Origin of the sequence: Sphingomonas sp. JC676 (assembly GCF_014489075.1) — a bacterium.
In the GTDB taxonomy this organism is placed as follows: domain Bacteria; phylum Pseudomonadota; class Alphaproteobacteria; order Sphingomonadales; family Sphingomonadaceae; genus Sphingomonas.
The window spans coordinates 319,547-344,618 of the sequence record NZ_JACTGR010000001.1 but is presented as its reverse complement, the minus strand read 5'-3'; the positions used below and the strand labels follow the sequence as shown (position 1 = coordinate 344,618).

The following is a 25,072-nucleotide window of genomic DNA, read 5'->3' as shown; positions in this document are numbered from 1 at the left end:
CGTCGTCTCTAGACAGACGCACGATACCAAGATCAAAGGGCATCAGGTGCGTGCATCCGGGCACGAACCACAGTACATCGTCGAGAGCGACAACGGGGGGAGAGCCTCTCAAAATCCCGAGGCGCTGACGAAGGAATAGCCCGAAAAAGGGCACGAACAGGAGAACAGAATATGGCCGAGACGAAAGCACGCGGCGGCATCGCCAAGCCGGTCACTCCTTCGCCTGAATTGGCGAAGATCACCGGCTCCGCCGCGCTTCCGCGGAGCGAGGTTGTCAGCAAGATGTGGGAATACATCAAGAAGAACAACCTCCAGAACCCTGCAAACAAGCGGGAAATTATTGCGGACGCCACGCTTAAGCCGATCTTCGGCGTCGATAAGTGCACCATGTTCGAGATGAACAAGCTTCTCTCGAAGCACATGAGCTAAGCACCTGGGCCGGCACCTGCCGGCCTAGTAGCTGCAAACAAATGGGGCGGGCTTCGCAAGAGGCCCGCCCCATTCGCTTTTGCAGGTTCGCTGGCAGTTTCAGTTGCGCGACTCGGGCATGACTTGTCCAAGACTCGCGGATGCCGGGCTCACGCCGTCGGCTGCCATCCCCCGCCCAGAGCGCGGAACAGATCGACCTGGACGTCGGAGATCTGGGCATCGGCGGTCGCCAGATCGGCTTGCGCATCGGCAAAGGTGCGCTCGGCGTCGAGCAGCGCCAGGGAATCGATGTCCCCCTCGCGCTGGCGGGCACGGGCAATGTTCACCGCCGCCTGGGCCTCGTTGAGCGCCGCCTGCAGCGCCGTGCGCCGATCGAGCGCATGGGCATAGGCCGAAAGCGCCGTCTCGGTCTCCTGCAGCGCGCGCAATACCGTCCCGTCGAACGTCGCCAGCGCTTCCTGGCTGCCGGCCTCGGCCGCCGCGATCCGCGCCCGCGCCGGCTCGGGGTTGATGTTCCAGCTGATCAGTCCGCCGAGCAGCCAGCGCAGCGGTCCCGCGCCGAAAATGTCGCCGAAACCGGTGCCGGTGGAGCCGCCCGATCCGCCCAACGTGATCCGCGGATAGAGATCGGCGGTCGCCACGCCGATCCGCGCCGTCGCGGCCCCAAGCCTGCGCTCGGCCGCGCGCACGTCGGGCCGCCGCGCGAGCAAGGCCGCGCCATCGCCCACCGGAATCGGCTGATCGAGCCGCAGCGTCGTCGTGCGCTCGCGCACCTCGGCGGGGAGATCCGCCGGCGTGCGCCCGGTCAGCGTCGCGATCCGGAACAGCGCCGCGTCGCGCTCGGCGGCAAGCGCGGGCACCTCGGCCTGGCGCTGATTGCGCAGCGCGCCGATCCGCGCGGTGTCGAGCCGCGTGGCGAGGCCCACGGTGCGCCGCCGCTCGGTCAGGTCGATCGACTTGTCGAGCAAGGCGACGATGCGCTGCGCGACGCCAAGCCGCTCGGCCGCCGATACGGCATCGGCATAAGCCTGTGCCGTATCCGCCGCGACGATCACGCGCACTGCGTCGGCATCCGCCTCCGCCGCGCCCAGATCGCCCCGCGCCGCCTCGACGCCGCGGCTCACCCGGCCGAACAGGTCGACTTCGTAGCTGACGTTGAGCCCGGCATCGACCTGCCAGTCCTCACGGTCGGCGCCGGGAGCACGCTGGCTCGCCGGCAGCCGGCCGTAATTGGCGCTCGCGCCCAGGTCCGCCTGGGGCAGCCGGTCGGCGCGTGCGCCGCGCAGGCTGGCCCGCGCCTTGGCGATCCGCGCCACCGCCGCTCGAACATCGGTGTTGGCGGCCAGCGCATCGGTGACGAGCTTGTCGAGCACGGGATCGTTGTAGAGTCGCCACCAATCGCCCTTGATCGGCTCGGGCGTCACCGCCGCGCTGGTCGAGATGAACGATCCCGATGCCGTTTGCGGGTGCGGCGGCGATACATAGTCCGGCCCCGTGGCACAGGCGGCGAGCGCCAGCGCGGAGGCGGTGCTTAGGAAGATACGCATGTGCGTTTGTCCTTATTCAGCGGGCTGGAGCTGCGTCTGCGGCTCCCCGCCCCGGCCCCGCCGCAGGCGGGAGATACGATCTCCCAGCGCGCGGCAGACGACATAGAAGGTCGGCGTGAAGAGCAGGCCGAACGCGGTGACGCCCATCATTCCGAAGAACACGGCCGTACCCAGCGCCTGGCGGAGCTCCGAGCCTGCCCCGGACGCGATCAGCAGCGGCACGGCGCCGAGGATGAACGCGAACGAGGTCATCAGGATCGGCCGCAGGCGGTCGCGGGCGGCGCGAACCGCGGCTTCCACCGGCGACAGGCCGTCCTGATCTTCCGCCTGCCTGGCGAACTCGACCACCAGGATCGCGTTCTTGGCAGCCAGCGCGATCAGCACGACCAGGCCGATCTGGGTCAGGACGTTGTTGTCCATCCCCCTCAGGTTCACGCCCGCCATGGCAGCCAGCAGACACATCGGCACGATCAGGATGATCGCCAGCGGCATCGTCAGGCTCTCATATTGCGCCGCCAGCACCAGGAAGACGAACACCACGGCCAGCGCGAACACCAGTCCGGCGGTGCTGCCGGCGGCCTTTTGCTGATAGGCGATGCCGGTCCATTCGGCGCCGTACCCGGCCGGCAATGTGCTGGCGAGCTTCTCCATCGAGTCCAGCGATTGGCCGGACGAGTATCCGGGCGCCGTGTCGCCATCGACTTCGACCGCGGGGAACAGGTTGTAGCGCACCACGCGATACGGACCCGTCTTGTCCTGGAAGGTCGCGACCGAGCCGAGCGGCACCATCGCTCCCGAATTGGACCGCGTCTTGAGGTTGGCGATGTCGGCTTCGTTCAGGCGGAACGCCGGATCGGCCTGGGCGGTCACGTGATAGGTGCGGCCGAGCAGGTTGAAGTCGTTCACATAGGACGAGCCGAGATAGACGCTAAGCGCTTCGAACACGCGCTCGGGCGGCACGCCGAGCAGATCGGCCTTGGCCCGATCGATATCGGCGAAGATGCGCGGCGTCGCGGTGTTGTAGAAGGTATAGATCTGCTGCAGGCCCTTGGTCTGGTTCGCCTGGCCGATCAGGCCATATGCGACCTTGCCCAGATCCTCATAGCCATGGCCGCCGCGATCCTCGATCATCAGGCGATAGCCGCCGGCCGAACCGATGCCCTGGATGAGCGGCGGCGGCACCATCAGCAGCAGCGCCTCGTTGATGTCGGCGGTGCGCTTGCGTGCTTCGGCCATGATGCTCTGCAGCGTCACGCCCAGCTTCTTGCGCTCCTCGAAGGATTGCAGCGGCACATAGGCGGCGGCCGAATTGGGTGCGAGCGTCTGCGACGGGCCGTCGAAGCCGGCGAGCATCACCGAACCCTTCACGCCCGGGATGGGCAGCAGGCGCTGCACGACCTTGCGCATCACCTCATCGGTGCGTTCGAGCGACGAGCCCGGCGGCAGCTGGATGACCGTGAGGAAATAGCCCTGGTCCTGCGCCGGGATGAAGCCGGTGGGCGTCGCCCAGAGCAGGCCGACCGTCGCGGCGATCAGGCCGACATAGGCGACCATCATCCGCTTCGGCCGCGTTACCAGCGTGTGGGTGAGCCGGGCATAGCCATTGCTTGTCCGCTCGAAGCCGCGGTTGAAGACGTCCCCGGCCCGGCGCAGCGCGCGGAATACAGGGTTCGACGGATGATCCTTGTCGTGCGCACGCAGCAGGATCGCGGCGAGCGCGGGCGACAGGGTCAGCGACAGGATGAGCGAGATCACCGTCGCGGTCGAGATCGTCACCGCGAACTGCTTGTAGAAGGCGCCCGACAGCCCGTTGAGGAACAGGGTCGGCAGGAACACCGCGCAGAGCACGAGCACGATTGCGACCAGCGCCGTGGACACTTCGTCCATCGACTTGCGCGCCGCCTCAAGTGGAGACAGTCCGTGCTCCAGGTTGCGTTCGACATTCTCGACGACGACGATCGCGTCGTCGACGACCACGCCGATCGCCAGCACCAGGCCGAACAGCGAAAGGTTGTTGAGCGAATAGCCGATCATCGCCAGCACCGCGAAGGTGCCGATCAGCGACACGGGGATCGCAACCACCGGGATGATCGCCGCGCGCCATTTCTGGAGGAAGACGATGATCACGAGGACGACGAGAAGGATCGCTTCGCCCAGCGTGTGATAGACCGCGTCGATCGACTGGGCGATGAACTCGGTCGGGTTGTAGATGACCTTATATTCCAAGCCCTTGGGGAAGATCTTGGACATTTCCTTCATTTCGTGCTCGACGGCCTGGGCCGCTGCGAGCGCGTTCGAGCCCGGGCGCTGGAACACGGCGAGAATCACCGTCGGGTCGCCCGAGAGATAGGTGTTGGAATTATAGTCGGCGGCACCCAGCTCGACCCGGCCCACGTCGGACACGCGCACCTGGCGCCCATCGGCATCGGTCCGGATGATGACATCGGCGAACTGGCTGGGATCCTTCAACCGGCCCTGAGTCTCGATGTTGAGCTGGAAGGCCTGGCCGGTCGAGCCCGATCCGGGCTGGCCGAGCGAGCCCGCGGCGACCTGCACGTTCTGCGCGCGGAGCGCCGCGACGATCTCGCCCGCGGTCAGGTTGAGCGCTGCGGCGCGGGCCGGATCGATCCAGACCCGCATCGCATAGTCGCGGCTGCCGAACAGGCGAACGTCGCCCACGCCGTCGATACGCGCAAGGCGATCGCGGACCTGGGTCAGCGCATAGTTCGAGATATAGCCGCGATCGAGCGACTTGTCGGGCGAGATAAGGTTGACGACCAGCAGGAAGTCCGGCGACGTCTTGCGCGTAACCACGCCGGCGCGCTGCACATCCTCGGGCAGGCGCGGGATCGCGACCGCAACGCGGTTCTGGACCAGAACCTGCGCGGCATCGAGATTGGTGCCCTGCTTGAAGGTCACGGTGATCGTGACGAGGCCATCGCCGGTCGATTGCGACGACATGTAGAGCATGTCGTCGACGCCGTTGATTTCCTGTTCGATCGGCGCGGCAACCGTCTCGGCGACCGTTTCGGCCGACGCGCCAGGATAGGCCGCGGTGACCGTGACGGTCGGCGGAACGATGTCCGGATATTGCGATATCGGCAGCGTGACATAGGCAATCGCGCCGAGAATCGTGATGATCACTGCGATCACGGCCGCGAAGATCGGGCGCGTGATGAAGAAGCGTGAGAGGCGCATGGCCGTCTCCTCGTTAAAGGGGCTTCGAGAAGGCCGCTCGTCTGCGAGCAGCTAGGAGAGGTTCCTGCCGCCGAGCCTGGGGTTACTCGGCGGCAGGTCGATCAGCGGGCGAAAGTCGCCTCGCCCGTGACCGGAGCTGAAATCGTCGGTGTCGCGGCAGATGTTACGGGTGCGATCTTGCCGGATTTGACCTGCACCTTGCTGCCCGGGGGCGACATCTGCGCGCCGGCGAGCACCACGCGATCCTGCGGGGTCAGGCCGGAGCGGATGATCCGCAGGCCGTCGACCACCGGGCCCAGCACTACCGGCTTGGGGGCCAATGTGCCGTCGGGCGTGACGGTCATCACCAGCTTGCGCGCCTGGTCGGTCGCGATCGCCGAGTCGGGCACCATCAGCGCCTGTGCCGTTCCGCCGGCCGAGAGCCGCATGTTGCCGAACATGCCGGGGGTCAGGAACAACCCCGGATTAGTCAGCACCGCGCGGCCGCGGATCGTGCCCGACTTGGGATCGAGCCCGTTGTCGGTAAAGTCGATCCGGCCCTTCCAGCGATAATCGGTCTCGTCCTGCAGGCGGATCTCGACCGGGCTTTCCGTCGCACCGGCCTCACGCGCACGCTTGGCCTTGAGGAACAGCGCTTCCGAACCGTCGAAGGTGAAGTAGATCGGATCGAGTGCGTTGATCGTGGTCAGCAGCGAACCACCCTGCCCCTCGCCCGCCGCGACCAGGTTGCCGGCATCGACCTTGCGGTCCGAGATCCGGCCAGCGATCGGGGCGCGAACCTGGGTGAACTCGACGTCCAACGCCCGGCTGCGGACCCGCGCCTGCGCCGCGGCGACCGAGGCACCGCCGGCACGGACGCGCGCCTGGAGCCGCTCGACGTCGCTCTTCGACACTGCCTCGACCGAAACCAGACGCTCGGCGCGGCTAAGATCGGACTGCGCTAGCGCCAGGTCGCTCTGCGCGCTGGCCAGGCCGGCGCGGGCTTCGGCGAGCGCTGCGGTGAACGGGCGCGGATCGATCGTGAAGAGCAATTGGCCCTTCTGGACGATCGCGCCGTCGGTGAAGTGGATCGCCGTCACCGCACCCGAGACGCGCGGACGCACCTCGACCGAGCGGCTCGGCTCGAACCGGCCGACATAGTCGTCCCATTCGTTGATCTGGCGCACCAGCGGCGAGGCGACCGTCACGGTCGGCGGCGGCGGTGCGGCGATCGCGGGTGCGCCGCGGCTGTTGAGGCCCACGCCGCCCGCGACCAGCGCGATCGGCAGTGCGACCAGGCTTACCTTATGCCAGGTCTTGAGTCGCTTCTTGGCGCGCTGTGCGTCGGCGTCTTCGGACTCAATATGCGTAACCATGTTCATGTCGTGTCCCCTGATTCAGGGCCGCGCGGCCGCGGCTGATGCTGGCAAGCAGCGTTTCGAGTTGGTCGGCGGTGTAACCCGCCTCCTGGAAGGCGCGGATCTCGAACTGCGGCAGGCGGAAACCCTTGTGCCAGGCGAGCACCGAGATGCGCCGCAGCGCTTCGAGCTTGGAATCGGCGAGACGCGGGTTGGGCCGCTCGCCACCGAAGAGAACCCCCAGGGCGATCGCCATCCGGCTCGGCTTCTCGAGCGTCGAGAGCCGGTCATGCTGAGCGATCGCCACGACCTGCCATTCCAGCGCGGTAAGGCCGGTGGCGGTCTTGGGCTGCGTGACGGTGAAGTCGCGCGGCATGGCGATCAAGGTGCCCTGCATTTCGGCGAGGTTCAGATAGGCCATGGTTCGTCTCCTATGTCGGACCGGCCGGGCAAAGCCCTTCCCTGGCCGTGCGACCCCATGGCCGCCGGCTTGCCGGTCTTGCTGTCCTGTGATGCGTCAGGCGCGGCTCACCCTAAATCGTGCGTGCCGGCTTTCCGCCCATACATGCGTATGACCTACCTACCCACGGGACCATTTGTCCCGAAGCCAGTCATCCGCTCCTGTACTATTCGGGGTGTTTACCGCCCCCGTCGGTTCAGGGACTCGCCCTGCTTCGTTGCTCTGCAAGCTGGCGCATCGCCGCTTCCCTCATCGCCGATCCATCACCCCAGCGGCGTCGGATCATTTCCATACTGACTGGTATAGAAGTCGTGCTGCGTCGCGTCAAGAGGCTTTCTATACTGGCCGGTATTTTTTGTCCATATTCTGTTAATGGACCGGACAAGTTTTTGTTGGGCAACGCGACGAGTGCGACGAAAATGCGCCCAATCGCCCTTTAGCGCGTCGGCCAGACCGCGAGGCTGGTGTTCACCAGCCGCTCGAGATCGGAGCAGGTCGCCCCCGATCCGCCCTGCACGGCGATGCCCTGCATGATCGCCAGCAGATAATTGGCGAGTCCCTCGGGCTCGATATTGTCGGGCAGGTCGCCATCCGTCTTGGCGCGCTCGAATCGCTCTACCAGCGCGCGCAGTGATGAGGCGCGCCGCGAGATCACTTCGCTGCGGATACATTCGGCTTCGGCGCCGCACGCCACCGAGCTGATCACGCCCAGGCATCCCTTGGGATCCCATTCGTCAGTCTGCATCGCATAGGCGCCGCGCAGCAGCCGCTCGGCGACGCCGCGCGCGGTCGGCGCTTCCAGCGCCCGGCTCATATAATCGAGCTTCTCGCTCTCATAGAGATCGAGCGCCTTGCGGAACAAGGCTTCCTTGTTGCCGAACGCGGCATAGAGACTCGGCCGGGTGATCCCCATCGCTTCGGTGAGGTCGGTCAGCGAGGCGCCTTCATAGCCCTTGCTCCAGAACACGCGCAGCGCAGCCGTCAGCGCCTCGTCCATGTCGAACTCGCGGGGCCGGCCTTTGGTGGGGGAACAGAATGCGGTTTTCATAATGATCGGTACATAAGATGGCTTGACGAAAAAGTCCAATGCCATGTGGAGCTTGCGCCCTCCAACGAGCGCATCGACACATTTTTCCTACCCGAAATGCAACTGCAATCAGCCCCGAACCGGAAGTACCGTACGGGCGGGCGGCCCGATATATTTGCAATCGCTTCGATATTTGCCGGAGCCGGAAAAACGATAACCGGTGGAGGCGTACCTCCACCGGTTCGTCGTGACAGGGCCGGAGGGGGGTGCCGCCCTGTCTATCGGTGCTGGCTCAGCTCTTGATGAAGGCAAGCAGGTCGGGGTTGATGATGTCCGGATGGGTCCCGTGCATGCCGTGGGGGAAGCCCTCGTAGCTCTTCAGCGTCCCGTGCTTCAGCAGCTTGGCCGAGAGCGGGCCCGCATCGGCATAGGGCACGATCTGGTCGTCGGTGCCGTGCATGACGAGCACCGGAACGTCGATCTTTTTCAGGTCATCGGTGAAGTCGGTCTCGGAGAACGCTTTGATGCCGTCGTAATGGGCGATGGCACCGCCGATCATGCCCTGGCGCCACCAATTGTCGATCAGGCCCTGCGAGATCTTCGCGCCCGGGCGGTTGAAGCCGTAGAACGGGCCGGTCGGCAGATCGATGTAGAATTGCGCGCGATTGGCCGCGAGCGCCGCGCGCAGGCCGTCGAACACCGAGATGTCGAGGCCGCCCGGATTGGCTGCCGTCTTGAGCATGAGCGGCGGCACCGCGCTGACCAGCACTGCTTTGGCGACACGGCCGGGCTTGGCGCGCGCGACATAGTGCGCGACTTCGCCGCCACCGGTCGAATGCCCGATATGCACCGCGCCCTTCAGGTCGAGCGCATCGGTCACCGCAGCGGTATCGGCGGCGTAATGGTCCATGTCGTGACCCGACCAAACCTGAGTCGAACGACCATGGCCGCGGCGGTCATGCGCGATCACCCGATAGCCCTTCGACAGGAAGAACAGCATCTGGTTGTCCCAGTCGTCGGCGCTCAGCGGCCAGCCGTGATGGAACACGATCGGCTTGGCGTCCTTGGGACCCCAGTCCTTGTAGAAGATCTCGACGCCGTCGGTTGTCTTGACCGTACCCATGTTACGTTCTCCTGCGATTGTCCCGGCGAATGCCGGAAAGGCGGTGGGGATGGTTGCCAGGCCGGCAATTGCCGTCGCACCCGCGATGAACTCGCGCCGGTTGGCGCCCTGGAAGATGGTGAGGCCCTGTTCGCGCATTGCTTTCGCCCTCTATCGTTGTGGATGCGACTATCGGCTTGACCGTCCTCAGGTGAAATCCCGCGAGCGGGTTATCCACCCACCCTTTCGGATTAATGTGTGCGCGCTTCGGCCATGCTACACCATGCTGTCGGAGGGCATCGACTGGGCGCTGGGCTGTACTGGCACCCGAAAACGCGGCTTTCGTGACAAAGTATTGCTGCACCGCCGCAAATGCTCGCGCCGCGTTGACCGCCCGCCGGAGGGAACCTACCTCCACCCCCGCATGTATTTGACCGAACCTCCGATGATCCAGCCTTCCATCGTCCTGGTCGAAGACGACCCCGCGCTCCGCACCCTCACCACGCGCGCGTTGCAGGAGCACGGCTATACCGTGCGCCCCGCCTCGTCCGCGCCCGAGATGTGGCTCGCGCTCGAGCAGGGCCCGACCGATCTCGTCCTGCTCGACATCATGCTGCCCGGCACCAGCGGCATCGATCTGTGCCGCGCGATCCGCCAGAAGAGCGAGGTGCCAATCATCTTCGTCTCGGCCAAGGGCAGCGAGACCGATCGCGTCGTCGGGCTCGAGCTCGGCGCCGACGATTATATCGCCAAGCCGTTCGGCACGCGCGAGCTCGTCGCCCGCGTCCGCGCCGTGCTCCGCCGCGGCGGCGCCGAGCGCCAGCCGAGCGAGCGCCCGCGCGGCACGCTCCAGTTCGACGGCTGGACCGTCGTCCTGCCCCGCCGCGAACTGCTCTCCCCCACCGGGGCGGTGATCGAGCTGACCGGCGCCGAATTCGATCTGCTGGTGGCGCTGTGCGACCATGCCGGCCGCGTCATCGCCCGCGAACGGCTGATCGAGCTTTCGCGCACCCGGCTGGGCGACAGTTCGGACCGTAGCGTCGACGTCCTGGTCAGCCGTCTGCGCCGCAAGCTCTCCAATGGCGGCAAGGCGGCGCCGATCATCACGGTGCGCGGCGTCGGCTATATGCTCAACGTGCCGGTCACGCGCGATTGAGCGGTCTCTTCCGTGCGCCGCTCGGGCTGATCGGCCGGATCTTCGCGATCCTGCTGCTCACCATCCTGATCGAGTTCGCGGTCAGCACCGTCCTCTACGAGCGCGCCAGCCACTTCTCGGTCCGTGACGACGAGGCGCGACGCCTCGCCGAGCATCTCGTCATCTCGCGCAAGATCATGGCCGAGCAGCCGATCGAGCACAGGCCCGCCATGGCCGGTGAGCTCACCACCGATCGCTACGAGGTGCATTGGAAGGCCGCCCAGCCCCAGCTCCCCCCGATCGCGCCGTCGCTCGACCATATCTACCACCAGGTCGTCACCTGGGAGCCGCAGCTGGCGTCCACCGATCTGCGCCTGCGGCTCACATCGCCCGGGCGCCAGGCGGCGATCGTCGGCGGGCTGCGCCTGCCCGATCGCAGCTGGCTCTATTTCCGCACGCGCGAGCCGGTGCAGCAGCTCAACCTCGCAACCGAACGCGTCCTGCTCGCGCTGATCCCGGCGATGGGCCTGATCCTGATCGGCGGCCTGATGGTCCGCCAGATGCTGCTCCCCCTGCGCCGTCTCGCCGTCGCCGCCGATCATGTCGGCAGCGAGAATGCGGAGGAAGTGCCCGAGGCCGGGCCGGCCGAAGTCCGCCGCGTCGTCCACGCCTTCAACCGGATGCAGGGGCGCATCCGCCGCCTGATCGCGGATCGCACCCAGGCGCTCGCCGCCGTCGGCCACGACATGCGCACGCCCCTCGCCCGCCTGCGCCTGCGCGCCGATGCCATTGCCGATCCTGCGCTCCGCGCCGCGGTCGAGGCCGATGTCGCGGAGATGGAGGCGATGATCGCCTCGGTCCTCGCCTATCTCGGCGGCGAGGGCGATATCGAGAAGCCCGTCCCCGCCGATCTCGCCGTGCTCTGCGCCACCTTGTGCGACGAGCGCGCCGATCTCGGCGATTCGGTAGAATATGACGGCCCTCGCCACCTCGAGATGACGGTCCGCCCGATGGCGATGAAACGCGCGGTCGTGAACCTGGTCGAGAATGCGCTCCACCATGCCGAACATGTCTGCGTCCGCCTGATCGAGGAGGAGAAGCGCGTGCTGATCCGCGTCGAGGATGACGGCCCTGGCATCCCCGAGGAGTCGATGGAGCTGGTGCTCCAGCCCTTCGTCCGACTCGACTCCGCGCGGACGCGCGACACCGTCGGTTTCGGCCTCGGCCTCCCGATCGTCGCCCGCGTCGCGGAAGCCGAAGGCGGCGCGCTCACCCTTTCCAACCGCCCCGAGGGCGGTCTCCGCGCCGAAATCGCCCTGCCGCGCGGCTGAGCGCTCGCAATCATTCCTTACAAACCTGCTGCACTGCGGCAAAATCGCACCCCTAATTTGCTCGTCTAGGCCCCGCGCGTACTCGCGGTGCCGGACAAGGAGCAATTCCCGGTGAACGAACTCATTGGTCGCGTATTCCGCTTCGAAAAGCAGGTCTTCCAGGGCCAGAGCGCCCTTTACGGCAAGCTCGCCGCAGACGGGCAGAGCCCCAAGGCACTGATCATCTCTTGCGCCGATTCGCGTGTCGTGCCCGAGCACATCATGCAGGCCGCTCCGGGCGACCTGTTCGTCTGCCGTAACGCCGGCAACATCGTGCCTCCCTATTCGACCGCAAACGGCGGCGTCACCTCGACGGTGGAATATGCCGTGATGGCCTTGGGCATCCGCGACATCATCGTGTGCGGCCATTCGGACTGCGGCGCGATGAAGGGCCTGGCAGGCGACCCCGCCAAGCTCGCTTCGATGCCGAACGTGGCCGCCTGGCTGCGGCACGGCGTCGCCGCGCGCCAGGTGGTCGATGAGAGCTATCCCGAGCAGGACGAGAATGCACGAATCCGCTCGATCAGCCTTGAGAATGTCGTCGCCCAGCTCGCCCATCTGCGCACGCACCCGTCGGTCGCGGCAGGCATCGCGCGCGGCGAGATCGCCCTGCACGGCTGGTTCGTCGATATCGGCTTGGGCACCATGCTCGGCCTCGACGGCGTGACGGGGCGTTTCATGCCGATCCGCGAGGATCGTCCGCTTCCGGTCGCGCTTCCCGCCGGCCAGCGCCTCGCGACCGATTTCGAGCTTCTGGAGGCGGCGGAATGAGCCTCGCCAGCCTTCTCCCCTCCCCCAAGGTGATCGGACGCGACTTCACCGCGTCGATCGTCGTCTTCCTCGTCGCGATGCCGCTCTGCATGGGCATCGCCGTCGCCTCGGGCATGCCCCCCGAAAAGGGCTTGGTGACCGGCATCATCGGCGGCATCGTCGTCGGCGCGCTCGCAGGCTCGCCGCTCCAGGTCAGCGGCCCCGCCGCGGGCCTGGCGGTCATCGTGTTCGAGCTCGTCCGCGCCCAAGGCCTGTCGGCGCTGGGGCCGATTCTGATCCTCGCCGGGCTGATCCAGCTTGTCGCCGGCATCGCCCGGGTCGGCGGCTGGTTCCGCGCGATCTCGCCCGCCGTGGTCCACGGCATGCTCGCCGGCATCGGCATATTGATCGTCGTCGGCCAGTTCCACGTCCTGTTCGACGCCAAGCCGCTCCCCAGCGGCCTGGAGAATCTCGCCGCCATGCCCGGCCGCCTGCTCGGCATCTCGCCGACCAGCATCGCCGCGGCCGAAACCGCCTTGTTCATCGGCCTGCTCACCATCGGCGTGATGCTGGGCTGGGAGAAGTTCCGCCCGCAATCGCTTCGCCTCGTCCCCGGCGCGCTGCTCGGTGTCGTCTCAGCAACGCTCGTTGCCTGGAGCCTCGGCCTGAGCGTCGCCCATGTCGACGTGCCCGAATCGATCGCCTCGGCGATCACACTGCCGGGCGCCGACATGTTCGCCCGCTGGCTCGATCCTGCCGTGATCGGCGCCGCCATCGCCATCGCCTTCATCGCCAGCGCCGAGACCCTGCTCTCGGCCGCCGCGGTCGACCGCATGCACGACGGCGTGCGCACCAACTACAACAAGGAGCTCCGTGCCCAGGGCATCGGCAATCTGCTGTGCGGCGCGGTCGGCGCGCTGCCGATGACCGGCGTCATCGTCCGCAGCTCGGCCAACGTCCAGGCGGGCGCCACCACCCGTCTCTCGGCGATCCTCCACGGCGTCTGGATCCTCGGCTTCGTCGCTTTGCTGCCCTGGCTGTTGCGCGAGATCCCGATGGCCGCGCTCGGCGCGGTGCTCGTCGTCACCGGCTGGCGGCTGGTCAACATCCACCACGCCACCCACCTGTTCAAACATTACGGGCTGCTCCCCGCCGCGATCTGGGCAGTGACTCTGGTGCTGGTGGTGGCCGAGGACCTGCTCACCGGCGTGCTGGTCGGCATGGCATTGTCGCTCCTTGAGCTGATCCCCAATCTCAAGCGTCTGCGCCTCAAGGTCGATCATCCTACCGACGATGCGGTCCACACGATCCGCCTCGTCGGCACAGCAACCTTCGTCACTTTGCCCAAATTGTCGGACACGCTGGAGGCGGCCCCGCACGGCGCGCCCGTCCGTCTCGAAGTATCACGTCTGGCGTCGATCGATCACAGCTGCGCAGAGCTCATGAAGGACTGGGTCCAGCGCCGCCGCGCGGCAGGCAATGACGTCGAATTCAGCGGTGCCACCGGCAAGGTCGCGGCGCTGGCTGCCTGAGGCAACATTTCCTTACAGAGCCGCAACGCTGCGGCAGAGGCAACCGTCTAGAAAATTCCCAGTCCCGACCGATCGTCCCTTGCCGCGAATTGAGAAGCGCAGCGCCTGGGGGGCGACGGTCGGGACACCCTGTGCCGCCGGCACTCCCCCCGCCCGCGGCATCTTAAGCCACTGGACCTAAACTAAAGGCGCGGGATCTTCCGATCCCGCGCCTTCTTTACGTTGCACGCTTACAGTCGCTGGGCTCAGGCAAAGGCCTGGCCGCTCGCCCGCCGTCGCCGGGCCGCGCGGAGCACGCCGCCCGCAGCGCCGAAGCCGCCGATCATCATTGCCCAGGCCGAAGCCTCGGGCACGGCCGAAGCCGGCGAGACGGTGATGTTCGATGCGTGCCAGATCTTCCCGCCGCCGGTCGAATAGCCGAAACTATCGATGTTCGGATTGGTCGAAACATTCTTCAGGAAGAAGCCGAACCCAGCAGTTGCCGGGCTCAACGTATAGCTGCCGAAGCCGATATTGTTGCCCACGGTCAGCATGTCGTTCATCTTGTTGAACGAAAACAGCGCCGTACCGGCATAGGGGGCGTTGAAGCCGGTGAGGGTCACCGGCGCCGGCGGCGTCAGGAACGCGCCGCTGTTATAGGTGAACTCGAAAATGCCCTTCACCGTGCCGATCGGCGCGCCGCCTTCGAATCCCGATGCGACGATCTGGAGCTTCTTGGTGACGATCTGCGCGTTCGCCTGGGTTGCAGTGCCCGCCAGCAATGCGGCGGCGACCATAAGATACTTCATTGTGTCGTCCCTCAAATGCGGGGTCCCCACCCCTTGATTGGTCAAGCCTTCGATGACGGGCGCACAAGCAGCATCGTTCCGGAAACCGCGCCTCAACGGTCCGGAGGATGCGGGATCGCCGCCGCCCGATCAGAAGGTGAAGGCGCCTTTAAGCAGGTCCGGAATCGTGTCGCGGGCGTTTCGACCGGCCGGCGACGAAAGCGGACTCTGGCGCGACGAAGCTACGCCCCCCAGCCGTCACCCCGGGCTTGTGCCGGGGTCCACTCGTCCGCGAACGAGCCGTTAGCGCCTTGGGCGTCTCGCCAAGTTGCGCAGTGGCCCCGGCACAAGGCCGGGGTGACGGTGAGGGGAATGGCCGCTGACCACCAATCTCGGACGTTCGCGGTGCCGACCGCCTAAACGACCGCTAACGACCCACTTTCGGACATTCCGGCTACCCGCAGAATCCCGCCAAATGCCCAAAATACGAATAAGTTATTGAGATAAAGCAATTTTACTCGCGATTATGGTGACCCGGAGAGGATTCGAACCTCCGACCTCTCGATTAGGAATCGCTTGCTCTATCCTGCTGAGCTACCGGGCCACGCGGCTGCTGGTACCCAGCGTGGCGCGCGGAATCAATTGCAAGCCTCGGGCGGGACGATCGGCACGAGCAAAGGTGCCACCGGCACGCCTTCTTCGACCAGTTCCCTGGCTTCGTCCGCGGTGGCCTGGCCGTGGATCTGCGCCTGCGGTGCGTCCCCCAGATGCATCGCCCGCGCCGTGTCGGCAAAGGCGGTGCCCACCCATTGCGACTTTTCGAGCATCTTCGACTGGATCTCGGCCACCGCGGCCATTGCCGCCTTCAGCGCCGCGGGCGCGATCGCGGGCGACTGGTTGCCTTTCGCCCCCACGTTCGGCGCCATCACCGCCTTGGCCACATCGCCATCGCCGCACATCGGGCACTGGATCATCCCGCCAGCGCGCTGCGCCTCATAGGCATCGCTCGATCCGAACCACGCCTCGAACACATGGCCGGTACCGCATTTGAGATCGAAGACGATCACAAGATTTCTGCCGCGGGAATCGCGCGGCGATGCTTGAGCACCGGCACCCGCGCCCGCGCCGCCTCGACACGTGCCTGGTCGATCTCGGCAAAGCCCAGCCCGGTGGGCTCGCCCATGTCGAGCAGCACTTCGCCCCAGGGATCGACGACCAGCGAATGGCCATAGGTCGCGCGTCCGTCCTCGTGCTGGCCGGTCTGCGCCGCCGAGATCACGAACGCCGCCGCCTCGATCGCCCGCGCGCGCTGGAGCACATGCCAGTGCGCGGTGCCGGTCGGGCGGGTGAACGCCGCCGGCATCGTCAGGATCGTCGCACCCGCGTCGCTCAGCGTGCGGAACAGGTCCGGGAAGCGCAGATCGTAGCAGATCGCCAGTCCGAGCACCCCCAGCGGCGTCTGCACCGTCACCGCACGCTCGCCCGCGGTATAGCTGTTCGATTCGCGCCAGCTCTCGCCCGTCGGCAGATCGACATCGAACAGATGCATCTTGTCATAGGTCGCGCGGATCGCGCCGCCGTCATCGATCACATAGCCGCGATTGGCGAGCTTGCCGTCGTCGCGCAGCACCGCAAGGCTGCCGATATGCACCCAGATCCCGTGCCCGGCCGCCGCCGCGCGCACCGCGGCGAGCACCCGGTCGTCCTCCTCGCGCATCAGCGAGCCCGCGGCGCGGTTGCGGTCGCCATCGAGCAGCCCCGACATTTCCGGCGTGAACAGCATCGCCGCCCCGCCCGCCTTGGCCTCGGCCACACCCGCCACCAGCGTGCGCGCATTGGCGGCGGGATCGATCCCGCTGGTCATCTGGAGGAGGGCGGCGCGGGTCATGCGGCGAGCAATTCGTCCAGCCCGCCGCGCCGGTCGAGCGCCGCGAGGTCGTCCGATCCGCCGATATGCTGCCCGTCGATGAAGATCTGCGGCACCGTGGTGCGGCCGTTGGCGCGCTGGATCATCTCCTGGCGCTTGGGTCCGCCCATCGTGATGTCGAATTCCTCATAGGCCACGCTTTTGCTGTCGAGGAGATGCTTGGCGCGGCTGCAATAGGGACAGAACGCCTTGGTGTAGATTTCGATTTTAGCCATATCCTCCTCGACTTGTGGTGCGCCCATGCCGCTGTCAACCCGGGGCTAGTCCAGCGCCTCATCCCCAAGAACGCGCGCCCAGCATAGAAGGATCACCGAAGCCGCGCCGCCGCGCTTGAGCACCCGCGCGCAGGCCTCTCCCGTCGCGCCGCTGGTATGGACATCGTCGACCAGCACCACGGTCCTGCCTTTCAGCCTGTCCTTCGCCCCCGGCGCCAGTGCGAACGCCCCCGCGACCGCCTTGGCCCGCCCGCGCGCGTCCAGCCCCCGCAGCACCGGCGTCGCCTTCACGCGCCGCAGCAGTTCGGCATCGGCGGGCACGCCGCTCGCTCTGGACAATCCCTGCGCGATCAGCGCCGCCTGGTTGAAGCCGCGCGACCAGATCCGCCAGCGATGCAGCGGCACCGGCACCAGCAGATCGGCGTTTGTAGGCATCATCCTCGTCATCGCCCGCGCCATCGTCTCGGCGCATGCCAGTCGTCCCGAATATTTGAGCTTGAGCGCTACGCCGCGCGCGACATCGCCATAGGCCACCGCTGCGCGCACCCCGTCATGCACCGGGGGATGCTCCATGCACTGGACGCAGACGGCATCCGAGCCGCGGTCATAGTCGAACGGCGCATGGCATTTCGCGCACCAAGGCGGCCCCAGGAAGCGCAGACTCCCCCAGCACGCCACGCAGAAGCGGTGATCGGCCCCGGTGATCGTGCCGCACCCGGGACAGCGCGGCGGCAGCGCGAGATCGGCGAGCCGGGCAAGGGGTGCGAGCGCATGCATCGCCACCTTGTCCCCAATGCCGCGCCGCTGCACAAGCGCGCCGTGCCCGACCCCGATTCTCCGTCCGAGATCTTTGACCGCGCGCTTCGCCGCAAGCGCCGCGACCGCGCCGCCCGCGACTATGAGAGCTTCGTCCGCGATCATATGCTCGAGGGCATCTACGAACGGCTGGAAGGCGTGAAACGCGATTTCCGCGACGTGCTCGATCTCGGCAGCTTCGACGGCGTCTTCACCCTGCCCGGAGCGACCATCACCCGGCTCGAAGCCGGCACCGCCTTCGCCGCCGCCTCGGGCGCGATCCATGCCGACGAGGATCGCTATCCCTTGCCGGAAGCCAGCTTCGACCTGGTCGTGTCGATCGGCGTGCTCGATTCGATCAACGACGTCCCCGGCGTCCTCGCCCTCGCCCGCCGCGCGCTGCGCCCCGACGGCCTGTTCCTCGGCGCGTTTCTCGGCGCCGGCACGCTCGCGACGCTGCGCGCCGCCTTCCTCGCCGCCGAAGCCGATCGCCCCGCCGCGCGCTTCCATCCCCAGATCGACGTCCGCTCGGCCGGCGACCTGCTCAGCCGCGCCGGCTTCGCGCTGCCGGTCGCCGATGTCGAGACATTGGCAGTGCGCTATGCCGGCCTGCCCAACCTGATCCGCGACCTGCGCGGCATGGCCGCGACCAACCTGCTCCCCGGTGCCCGCCCGCTCACCCGCGCCACGCTGATCGCCGCCGCCCAGCAATTCGCCGAGCGCGCCGATCCCGACGGCCGTACCCCCGAGCGTTTCGAGATCGTCTATCTCACCGGCTGGGCGCCCGATCCCTCGCAGCCCAAGCCAGCCCGCCGCGGCAGCGCCACCGCCTCGCTCGCCGAAGCGCTCAAGCCCAAGTCCTAGACCAGCTTCTCGAGCAGCCCGATCAGCGGCTCGTCCGCCGGCGGCATCGCCAGCCCGCGCAGTTCAGCCGGCCGCAGCCATTGCAGCGCGGTCGCGTGCCGCGCCTCGGGCTCGCCCCGCCATTCGCACGCGAGATAGAGCAGCAGCAACAGGTGCCGGGCGCCCAGCCCTTCACTCGCGAAGATGGCCGGCGTCAGCGCGCCGCGCGCCAGCTCGACGCCCAGTTCCTCGCCGATCTCGCGGATCAGTGCCGCTTCAGGCAGTTCGCCGGGCTCGATCTTGCCGCCCGGGAATTCCCACAGGCCAGCCATCGGCTTGCCCTCGGGCCGTTGCTGGACCAGCACACGCCCTTCGCCGTCGATCAGCGCGACGGCGACAACGAGTAAAAGCGGGGAATCGCTAAGCACTCCGTAATCTCTTTCCTAATATGAAGGCATGTGTCCTGCAGGAGATGAGGCGTCGATGCGAGCCCCGATCCGTTTTTTCCGCACGCTGATCAGCGATCAGCGCGGCGCAACCGTGATCGAGTACGGGCTGATCCTGGCGCTGATCGTGCTCGCGCTGATGAGCGCGCTGATCGCGTTGGCCGGCGTCACCACGGACATGTGGATCAATGTCAGCGACAAGGTCCAGTCCGCACATTGATATCCATAACGTAATCGTAACGTATCGGTTTAGGCGTTTCTTTACTTCCCCTCCTTAGTGTCAGCGATGCCGATCTGGAGAATTCCGGGGTTGGCCGGTGAATGAAGCAATTTCTGGGACGATGGAGACCGGTATGAAGAAGATTCGCAACTTCCTTAAGAATTCCAAGGGCGCCACCGCGATCGAGTACGGCCTGATCGCCGCTCTGATCGCCGTCGCCGCCATCGCAGCGATGCAGGGTCTGGGCAACCAGCTCAACAAGACCTTCGGCAACGTGACGTCGAACATGAAGGCTTCGTAAGCTTTCAAACCTAAGTGACGAAAACGGGGCGGTGGACTTCGGTCTGCCGCCCTTTTTCTTTCGAAGGATACCGATATGGTTAGAAAGTTTCTGACGATGCTGCGCGACACCCGCGCTGCGACCGCAATCGAATATGGCCTGATCGCCGCGCTGATCGCCGTGGCCGCGATCGCCGCGATGCAGGGTCTGGGCAATCAGCTGACGAAGACGTTCACCAACGTGTCGTCGAACATGAAGGCCACCTAAGCCTTTATCAACCGAGTTTGAAAAGGGGTGGCGAGACACGAGTTTCGCCACCCCTTTTTTAAGGAACAAAAAATGGCTCGCAAGTTGTTGACGTTGCTCCGTCAGACGCGCGCGGCGACCGCGATCGAATATGGCCTGATTGCCGCGTTGATTGCCGTCGCCGCCATCGCCGCGATGCAGGGTCTGGGCAATCAGCTCAAAAAGACCTTCACCAACGTGTCGTCGAACATGAAGGCCACCTAAGCCTTTATCGGCTGAAATTCAGAGGGCGGCGGAACTCCGGTTCCGCCGCCCTTTCTATTGCTCAAGCCTTAAGGAGCCAGCGAGCGGCCTGCCCTCAGGCAGGCCATAGCCTGCGGCTTCTTACTTCTCGTCCTTCAGCCCCACACATTGCTTCCAGGCGCCGCCAATCGTGCCGAACGCCTTGCGATATTCGATACGGCTCCCGTCGCCGTCCTTGTAAACCGTGAAAGCGAGAGAAACCGCTCCATACCCATTCTTGAGCAGGACGGTCTTCGATCCGTCATCGCGATCCAATGGCGAAGTGTTGTTCTTGTTCGCCAGACAAAAAGCTACTTCGTTCTGGCTTTTGGCCGAATGGAACACTTCGGTAGGCTCCTTGGCGAGCACCTTCTGCGTCGATGCACAGCCCGCAAGCGCCTGCCCTGCCAATAAAACGAGAATTACCCCCTTCTTCATTCGACTTCCCCCTTCGATGCTTGGTGCATCCGCCTGCAACAAATCAGGGTCGGGTAATCGTGTCAACGCGCGCCGAAGCTAGATTCCAGGGGCTTATCGTCCAATATTGCGACGCCGGAACGCCCGCTCCGCCGGCCTTCTCTTCCTCAGGCCGTGGCGGGATTGTTCGCCGTCCGCGCCGGCCCTAAGCGGAGGCCGATGCCCGTACCTTTCGCAGAGCGCCGCTTCGCCGCCTTCCTGTTCGACATGGATGGGACGATCCTGAGTTCGATCGCCGCCGCCGAGCGCGTCTGGACCGCCTGGGCACTGCGCCACGGCCTCGATGTCGAAACCTTCCTGCCGACGATCCACGGCGTTCAGGCTGTGCAGACGATTCGCAGCCTCGCGCTGCCCGGTATCGACCCCGACACCGAAGCCGCCGCGCTGACCCTGGCCGAGATGGCCGACATGGACGGCGTCGATGCGATCGCCGGCGCCGCCGCCTTTCTCGGCGCGCTGCCCGCCGATCGCTGGGCGATCGTCACCTCGGCGCCGCGCTTGCTCGCGCTGCGCCGGATCGAGGCGGCTGGCCTCCCGACGCCCCATGTTCTGGTAACCGCGGAAGACGTCGCCCATGGCAAGCCCGCGCCGGACTGCTTCCTGCTTGCCGCCAGGCAACTTGGTCAGCCGATCGCAGATTGTCTGGTGTTCGAAGACTCGCCCGCCGGAATCGCCGCTGCGGAGGCTGCGGGCGCCAGCGTGGTCGTCGTCACCGCGACGCACCACAAGCCGCTCGAAACGCCGCATCCGCGCATCGCCGACTATGCCGGGCTCGGCATTGACGCTTCAAACGCCGAAGCGTTGCTGCTCAGTCAGCGGTAACGGGAGGGCTCAGGCCCGGCCCATCGCCAGGAACTTCGCCCGCCGTGCCTGGCGCAGCGATTCGGGCGACAGCCCCTTCAGCGCGTCCAGCGACTCCGCGATTGCATCGCCCAGCGCCTGCACCGCCACGCCCGGTGCGCGATGCGCCCCGCCCAACGGCTCAGGGACGATCCGATCGATCACGCCCAGTTCCTTCAGATGCTGCGCGGTCACCTTCATCGCCTCGGCGGCGTCGGCGGCCTTGTCGGCGGTGCGCCACAGGATCGAGGCGCAGCCCTCGGGCGAGATCACCGAATAGACCGCATGCTCCATCATCAGCACGGTATTGCCCGCCGCCAGCGCCACCGCGCCGCCCGAACCGCCCTCGCCCAGGATCGCCGCGACCAAGGGCACGCCCAAATTGAGGCACTGCTCGGTCGAGCGCGCGATCGCCTCGGCCTGGCCGCGCTCCTCGGCCTGAACGCCCGGGAACGCGCCCGACGTGTCAACCAGGGTGATCACCGGCAGCCCGAACCGGTCGGCGAGCTGCATCAGTCGGATCGCCTTGCGATATCCTTCCGGCTTGCCCATCCCGAAATTATGCTTGAGCCGGCTCGCAGTATCGTCGCCCTTCTCATGGCCGATCACCATCACCCGGCGTCCGCGGAAGCGCCCAAGCCCGCCGATGATCGCGGCGTCGTCGGCAAATGCGCGGTCGCCGCCCAGCGGCATGAAGTCTTCGATCAGCCCGGCGACATAATGCTTGAAATGCGGCCGCTCCGGGTGGCGCGCCACCTGGGTCTTTTGCCACGGCGTCAGCCGGGCATAGGTGTCGAGCAGCAGCTTGTCGGACTTGGCCTGGAGCGGTCCGATCTCCGCGTCGATATTCACTTCGCCGCCCTCGGCGGTGTTGCGCAGCTCGTCGATCCGGCTCTGCAGCTCGGCGATCGGCTTCTCGAAATCGAGGAAGGTCGTCATGGGGCTGCGGGCTACGCCGGGCCGCGCTTCACGTCAACGAGCGCCTCACCCAGAGGATGTCTCGCATTGACCAGCTCGACCAGCCTTTTGCTGTCGACATGAGTGTAGATCTCCGTCGTCGCGATGTCCGCATGGCCCAGCATCGCCTGCAGAGCACGCAGGTCCGCGCCGCCTTCGAGCAGGTGCGTGGCGAAGGCATGGCGCAGCACGTGCGGGCTCACCCGGTCGGGCGGAATCCCCGCCTCGGCGGCGAGCGCGCGGATCAGCTGATAGAGTCGCACCCGCGAGAGGTGTTTCTTGCCCGAGGGGAACAGCCAGGCCCGGTCCGCCGCGACATGGTCGCGCCACACTGCCACCGCCGCCCGGGCGCGGTCGGATATCGGCACCAGCCGCTCGCGCCCGCCCTTGCCCTTCAGGATCAGATAAGGCCGGTCGGGATGGATGGCGTTGCGCGGCAGCGATACCAGTTCGGTCGCGCGCAGCCCGGAACCATAGAGCAGTTCGACCAAAGCGAGCAGCCGCAGGTCGCGCGGATCGGGCGGCACCCGTGCCTGTCGCTCGGCGATCGCCGCGAACAATTGGTCGACATCGCCGGTGCTCAACACCTTGGGTAGCGCCCGTGCCGTCCCCGGCCGTGGCAGCGCGCCGCCCGGATCGTCGCTCCGGAAGCCTTCATCGGCCAGGAACGCGAAGAACCGTCGCAAGGCCGCCGATTTGCGCGCCACCGTCGATCGCGCCAGCGCCAGCCATTCGCCGCCCAGCCGTTCGAGCGCGTCGGCATCTGCCTCGCCCAGCCTGCCGCCCAGCGTCTCGGACGCGATCCTGAGGTCGGCCTCATAGGCTGCGATCGTATTGGCCGCGGCACCCGCCTCAGCCTGCATCATCTCGAGAAAGCGCTCGATCAGCGCGCGATCATCGGCCCCGGCGGCCCCAGGCGGAAAATCAACGGACTCGGTCAAGCCGTCCGCGTGACCGCCTCGATGGCGATCATCCGCGCATAATTGCCCATCCCCGCCGCGCGCATCGCCGCGACGATGTGGAATAGCGCCTCGGGCGTCACATAGTCCCAGTTGGGCGCCTGCATCCCCACAGCGGCGAGCAAGGCGACCGTGCCGGGCTCGCCCCGCCGCCCTGCCGCGTCGATCGCGCGCGTCCAGGCATTGGCGCCGCCGATCCGCACATCCACCGCCTGCGCGCCACTCTGGGCATCGGCGGCTTTCAGCCGGCCCAGCCCCGCCAGCCCGGCGAGCAGCATCTGTGCCTTGCGCGGCGTCGCTGCGCCCCGATAGGTGTCGAAATCGCCGATCGAGACCGGGCTCGTCGCCTGGTCCGCCAGCGCGAGCAGCGCCCAGCCTTCGCTGCCGGGCTTCACCATGCCGCGCCATTCCATCGCCGGGCCGTCATAGCCGGCTGACAGCATCGACGCGATCAGCCGCTCGGGGGTGGCGACATTGTTGTTCGCGGGGATCCACGATGCCGCGCGCGCGGTCAGGATCAGCCGCGCATATTGGGTGCGCGGCGTATTGGCCTGGTCCCACAGCGCCTGGATCGCCTTGACCCGTCCGCCGGCATCGCCATCGGTATAGGCGGTGCGCAGATCGCGCGCGATGCCGGCCTCGGGGCCGGGCGCATCGCTGTCCGCGTCGATATCGCCATAGAGATCGACCAGCCCGGCATTGGAGAAGACCCCCGACGTCGCCGCCAGTTCGGCCGCCTGCGCACGCGCCGCCGGCGCGACCGAAGGTGACAATGCCTGCCAATAGCGGACCTGCGGCCCCGCCGTCGCATAGAGTTCGGACGGCACCTCGACGCCCGTCGCCGTCGCCAGTCCCCAGCGCCACGCTGTCAGCTGGGTGACGCCTGCCCATTCGATCGTAACCGCGCGGCGGCCCTGCGCCCCGGTGCCGAGCACTTTCTCGGCGAGCAGATTGTCGATGTCGCTCGGGCTGGTCCCCTGGCGCGCCGCGCTCAGCAATTGTCCCGCCTCGGTCGGCTTGCCGGCCAGGCCCATGCACATCGCCTGGGCGAGCGCCCAGCTGCGCTGGTGGATAATCCCCGCCGCATCGTCCGCGAGCGGGCAGAAGGCGCCGGGATCGCCCGTCGCCAGCCCCGCCTGCATCGCCACCAGATAGAGCAGGGTCGTGTAATTGTCGGTGTCGACATCGTTGACCACGGCGCGCGCCGCGGTCGCCTCGCCCATCCGCAGCAACACCCAGGCACGCTCGGCGGCGAAGTCCGCGCCGTTGATGTTCGCCGGCGTGTCGAGCGGCGACATCAGCGCACGGCGCAGCACGATCGACGCCCAGCGCGACGCCACCGGCGCGTCGAGACGCCGCAACAAGGTCTTGAGCACCCGTCCGTCGCTCGCCCCGAACGCATTCGCCGGAAACCCAGCATTGCCCGAGGCGAACGCGCCGACCCGCGCCAGCGAGTGCTTGGCATAATCGGGCAGTTCATATTGCGAGAGGTCGATCGGCTCGGCGGCCGCTTCCTGCGCATTGCCCAGAGCGGCTGCGTTGCCCAGCGCCAGATAGTCGGGCAGCGGCTCGGCCGCGATCGGCGGCGGGGTCACGCCATCGGCCGGCCGCGAGGGCGCGGGGCTCGGAGCGGGCGTCGCGGGCTGGTCGAATCCCGGCGGCAGCAGCGATTCGGGCGAATCCTGCTGGCCCACCGCCGGCACCGCGACGCCGGCGAGCAACAATGCCGTCAGTGCGAGCCGCGAGGCTCTAGCGCGTGAGATTTTCAAGCGGGACCACCTTCTCCACGCGGACCGGTTCCTTCTCGGTGCTGCGCCCGGCAAGCAGGAACACGCCTCCCACCAGCACGACTATGACGACGATCAACGCAACGAGCGAACGGGACATGATATGGTCCGTGGAAGAGTGACTGCGCGGGCCTTTTGCCCGAG

Annotated in this window: 29 protein-coding genes and 1 tRNA gene; 12 read left to right on the top strand and 18 right to left on the bottom strand. The window is 66.8% G+C overall.

The genetic code is table 11. The annotated features are described in order from the left end of the window. Window positions 1–46 precede the first annotated feature (46 nt). Together IAG41_RS23060 and IAG41_RS01630 are read left to right on the top strand one after the other, a co-directional pair. Window positions 47–139, top strand: coding sequence for a hypothetical protein (locus IAG41_RS23060; protein WP_316251065.1), 93 nt, complete (start codon window positions 47–49; stop codon window positions 137–139). Between the two features lie 32 nt (window positions 140–171). Beyond that, window positions 172–429, top strand: a complete 258-nt coding sequence (locus tag IAG41_RS01630) for an SWIB/MDM2 domain-containing protein (RefSeq protein ID WP_187726836.1) — start codon at window positions 172–174, stop codon at window positions 427–429. A 149-nt stretch (window positions 430–578) separates the two neighbouring features. Here IAG41_RS01630 and IAG41_RS01625 read toward each other — a convergent pair whose 3' ends face one another. The 6 genes from IAG41_RS01625 to IAG41_RS01600 all read right to left on the bottom strand — a co-directional run bounded on the left by IAG41_RS01625 (window position 579) and on the right by IAG41_RS01600 (window position 9,121). Beyond that, window positions 579–1,976 carry an efflux transporter outer membrane subunit gene (locus tag IAG41_RS01625; RefSeq protein ID WP_187726835.1) on the bottom strand — a complete coding sequence of 466 codons (1,398 nt, stop codon included), beginning with the start codon at window positions 1,974–1,976 and terminating at the stop codon, window positions 579–581. A gap of 12 nt (window positions 1,977–1,988) precedes the next feature. Further along, window positions 1,989–5,174, bottom strand: coding sequence for an efflux RND transporter permease subunit (locus tag IAG41_RS01620; RefSeq protein ID WP_187726834.1), 3,186 nt, complete (start codon window positions 5,172–5,174; stop codon window positions 1,989–1,991). 101 nt (window positions 5,175–5,275) lie between these two features. Then, a complete protein-coding gene (locus IAG41_RS01615; RefSeq protein WP_187726833.1) occupies window positions 5,276–6,535 on the bottom strand; it encodes an efflux RND transporter periplasmic adaptor subunit in 1,260 nt (419 codons plus the stop codon). Then, entirely contained in the window at window positions 6,513–6,932 is a 420-nt protein-coding gene (locus IAG41_RS01610; protein ID WP_187726832.1) for a hypothetical protein, read from the bottom strand. The genes IAG41_RS01615 and IAG41_RS01610 overlap by 23 nt, the downstream gene beginning before the upstream one ends. A 475-nt stretch (window positions 6,933–7,407) precedes the next feature. Continuing rightward, window positions 7,408–8,019, bottom strand: coding sequence for a TetR/AcrR family transcriptional regulator (locus IAG41_RS01605; RefSeq protein WP_187726831.1), 612 nt, complete (start codon window positions 8,017–8,019; stop codon window positions 7,408–7,410). Window positions 8,020–8,290: 271 nt separating this feature from the next. Continuing rightward, window positions 8,291–9,121 (bottom strand): alpha/beta fold hydrolase, encoded by an 831-nt coding sequence (locus tag IAG41_RS01600; RefSeq protein WP_187727823.1) that lies wholly within the window; start codon window positions 9,119–9,121, stop codon window positions 8,291–8,293. Between the two features lie 424 nt (window positions 9,122–9,545). Between IAG41_RS01600 and IAG41_RS01595 the strand changes: the two genes are divergently transcribed. The 4 genes from IAG41_RS01595 (at window position 9,546) to IAG41_RS01580 (ending at window position 13,887) form a co-directional block, all read left to right on the top strand. After that, entirely contained in the window at window positions 9,546–10,256 is a 711-nt protein-coding gene (locus IAG41_RS01595) for a response regulator transcription factor (protein WP_187726830.1), read from the top strand. Next, window positions 10,253–11,566 (top strand): ATP-binding protein, encoded by a 1,314-nt coding sequence (locus tag IAG41_RS01590; protein ID WP_262408420.1) that lies wholly within the window; start codon window positions 10,253–10,255, stop codon window positions 11,564–11,566. The genes IAG41_RS01595 and IAG41_RS01590 overlap by 4 nt, the downstream gene beginning before the upstream one ends. 111 nt (window positions 11,567–11,677) lie before the next feature. Next, window positions 11,678–12,376, top strand: coding sequence for a carbonic anhydrase (locus tag IAG41_RS01585; protein WP_187726829.1), 699 nt, complete (start codon window positions 11,678–11,680; stop codon window positions 12,374–12,376). Then, on the top strand, window positions 12,373–13,887 hold the full coding sequence (locus IAG41_RS01580; RefSeq protein WP_187726828.1) for a SulP family inorganic anion transporter: 1,515 nt from the start codon (window positions 12,373–12,375) through the stop codon (window positions 13,885–13,887). Before IAG41_RS01585 ends, IAG41_RS01580 begins: the two co-directional genes overlap by 4 nt. Window positions 13,888–14,132: 245 nt before the next feature. Here IAG41_RS01580 and IAG41_RS01575 read toward each other — a convergent pair whose 3' ends face one another. The 6 genes from IAG41_RS01575 to IAG41_RS01550 all read right to left on the bottom strand — a co-directional run bounded on the left by IAG41_RS01575 (window position 14,133) and on the right by IAG41_RS01550 (window position 17,573). Next, complete coding sequence (locus tag IAG41_RS01575) at window positions 14,133–14,675, bottom strand: hypothetical protein (protein WP_187726827.1); 543 nt, start codon at window positions 14,673–14,675, stop codon at window positions 14,133–14,135. 506 nt (window positions 14,676–15,181) lie between these two features. Then, a tRNA-Arg gene (locus tag IAG41_RS01570) sits at window positions 15,182–15,258 on the bottom strand. Between the two features lie 34 nt (window positions 15,259–15,292). Continuing rightward, complete coding sequence (locus IAG41_RS01565; RefSeq protein WP_187726826.1) at window positions 15,293–15,721, bottom strand: DUF1178 family protein; 429 nt, start codon at window positions 15,719–15,721, stop codon at window positions 15,293–15,295. Then, a complete protein-coding gene (locus IAG41_RS01560; RefSeq protein ID WP_187726825.1) occupies window positions 15,718–16,542 on the bottom strand; it encodes a carbon-nitrogen hydrolase family protein in 825 nt (274 codons plus the stop codon). Before IAG41_RS01560 ends, IAG41_RS01565 begins: the two co-directional genes overlap by 4 nt. Continuing rightward, on the bottom strand, window positions 16,539–16,796 hold the full coding sequence (grxC, locus tag IAG41_RS01555) for a glutaredoxin 3 (protein ID WP_187726824.1): 258 nt from the start codon (window positions 16,794–16,796) through the stop codon (window positions 16,539–16,541). Before grxC ends, IAG41_RS01560 begins: the two co-directional genes overlap by 4 nt. 45 nt (window positions 16,797–16,841) lie before the next feature. After that, complete coding sequence (locus IAG41_RS01550) at window positions 16,842–17,573, bottom strand: ComF family protein (protein ID WP_187727821.1); 732 nt, start codon at window positions 17,571–17,573, stop codon at window positions 16,842–16,844. Here IAG41_RS01550 and IAG41_RS01545 point away from each other — a divergent pair. Then, complete coding sequence (locus tag IAG41_RS01545; protein ID WP_187726823.1) at window positions 17,568–18,455, top strand: class I SAM-dependent methyltransferase; 888 nt, start codon at window positions 17,568–17,570, stop codon at window positions 18,453–18,455. The genes IAG41_RS01550 and IAG41_RS01545 overlap by 6 nt on opposite strands. Here the strand turns inward: IAG41_RS01545 and IAG41_RS01540 are convergent. After that, window positions 18,452–18,862 carry a (deoxy)nucleoside triphosphate pyrophosphohydrolase gene (locus tag IAG41_RS01540; RefSeq protein ID WP_187726822.1) on the bottom strand — a complete coding sequence of 137 codons (411 nt, stop codon included), beginning with the start codon at window positions 18,860–18,862 and terminating at the stop codon, window positions 18,452–18,454. The two genes, IAG41_RS01545 and IAG41_RS01540, sit on opposite strands and share 4 nt — an antisense overlap. Window positions 18,863–18,917: 55 nt before the next feature. Here IAG41_RS01540 and IAG41_RS01535 point away from each other — a divergent pair, with 55 nt between their 5' ends. The 4 genes from IAG41_RS01535 to IAG41_RS01520 all read left to right on the top strand — a co-directional run bounded on the left by IAG41_RS01535 (window position 18,918) and on the right by IAG41_RS01520 (window position 19,890). Next, on the top strand, window positions 18,918–19,100 hold the full coding sequence (locus IAG41_RS01535; protein ID WP_187726821.1) for a Flp family type IVb pilin: 183 nt from the start codon (window positions 18,918–18,920) through the stop codon (window positions 19,098–19,100). Between the two features lie 133 nt (window positions 19,101–19,233). Further along, window positions 19,234–19,401 (top strand): Flp family type IVb pilin, encoded by a 168-nt coding sequence (locus IAG41_RS01530; protein WP_187726820.1) that lies wholly within the window; start codon window positions 19,234–19,236, stop codon window positions 19,399–19,401. Window positions 19,402–19,476: 75 nt separating this feature from the next. Next, window positions 19,477–19,647, top strand: a complete 171-nt coding sequence (locus tag IAG41_RS01525) for a Flp family type IVb pilin (RefSeq protein ID WP_187726819.1) — start codon at window positions 19,477–19,479, stop codon at window positions 19,645–19,647. 72 nt (window positions 19,648–19,719) lie between these two features. Continuing rightward, complete coding sequence (locus IAG41_RS01520) at window positions 19,720–19,890, top strand: Flp family type IVb pilin (RefSeq protein ID WP_187726818.1); 171 nt, start codon at window positions 19,720–19,722, stop codon at window positions 19,888–19,890. Between the two features lie 120 nt (window positions 19,891–20,010). Here the strand turns inward: IAG41_RS01520 and IAG41_RS01515 are convergent, their stop codons facing one another. Then, window positions 20,011–20,346, bottom strand: coding sequence for a hypothetical protein (locus IAG41_RS01515; RefSeq protein ID WP_262408419.1), 336 nt, complete (start codon window positions 20,344–20,346; stop codon window positions 20,011–20,013). Window positions 20,347–20,544: 198 nt separating this feature from the next. Between IAG41_RS01515 and IAG41_RS01510 the strand changes: the two genes are divergently transcribed. Continuing rightward, on the top strand, window positions 20,545–21,207 hold the full coding sequence (locus IAG41_RS01510; protein ID WP_187726817.1) for an HAD-IA family hydrolase: 663 nt from the start codon (window positions 20,545–20,547) through the stop codon (window positions 21,205–21,207). 9 nt (window positions 21,208–21,216) lie between these two features. Here the strand turns inward: IAG41_RS01510 and IAG41_RS01505 are convergent, their stop codons facing one another. The 4 genes from IAG41_RS01505 to IAG41_RS01490 are packed head-to-tail and all read right to left on the bottom strand — an operon-like array spanning window position 21,217 to window position 25,028. Then, the gene (locus IAG41_RS01505; RefSeq protein WP_187726816.1) at window positions 21,217–22,164 is read right to left on the bottom strand and encodes an acetyl-CoA carboxylase carboxyltransferase subunit alpha; all 948 of its coding nucleotides are present in this window, start codon (window positions 22,162–22,164) and stop codon (window positions 21,217–21,219) included. An 11-nt stretch (window positions 22,165–22,175) separates the two neighbouring features. After that, the gene (locus IAG41_RS01500) at window positions 22,176–23,123 is read right to left on the bottom strand and encodes a tyrosine-type recombinase/integrase (protein ID WP_262408418.1); all 948 of its coding nucleotides are present in this window, start codon (window positions 23,121–23,123) and stop codon (window positions 22,176–22,178) included. Then, window positions 23,120–24,910, bottom strand: coding sequence for a hypothetical protein (locus tag IAG41_RS01495; RefSeq protein WP_262408417.1), 1,791 nt, complete (start codon window positions 24,908–24,910; stop codon window positions 23,120–23,122). Before IAG41_RS01495 ends, IAG41_RS01500 begins: the two co-directional genes overlap by 4 nt. Next, window positions 24,891–25,028, bottom strand: coding sequence for a hypothetical protein (locus IAG41_RS01490; protein ID WP_187726815.1), 138 nt, complete (start codon window positions 25,026–25,028; stop codon window positions 24,891–24,893). The genes IAG41_RS01495 and IAG41_RS01490 overlap by 20 nt, the downstream gene beginning before the upstream one ends. Between the last annotated feature and the right edge of the window lie 44 nt (window positions 25,029–25,072).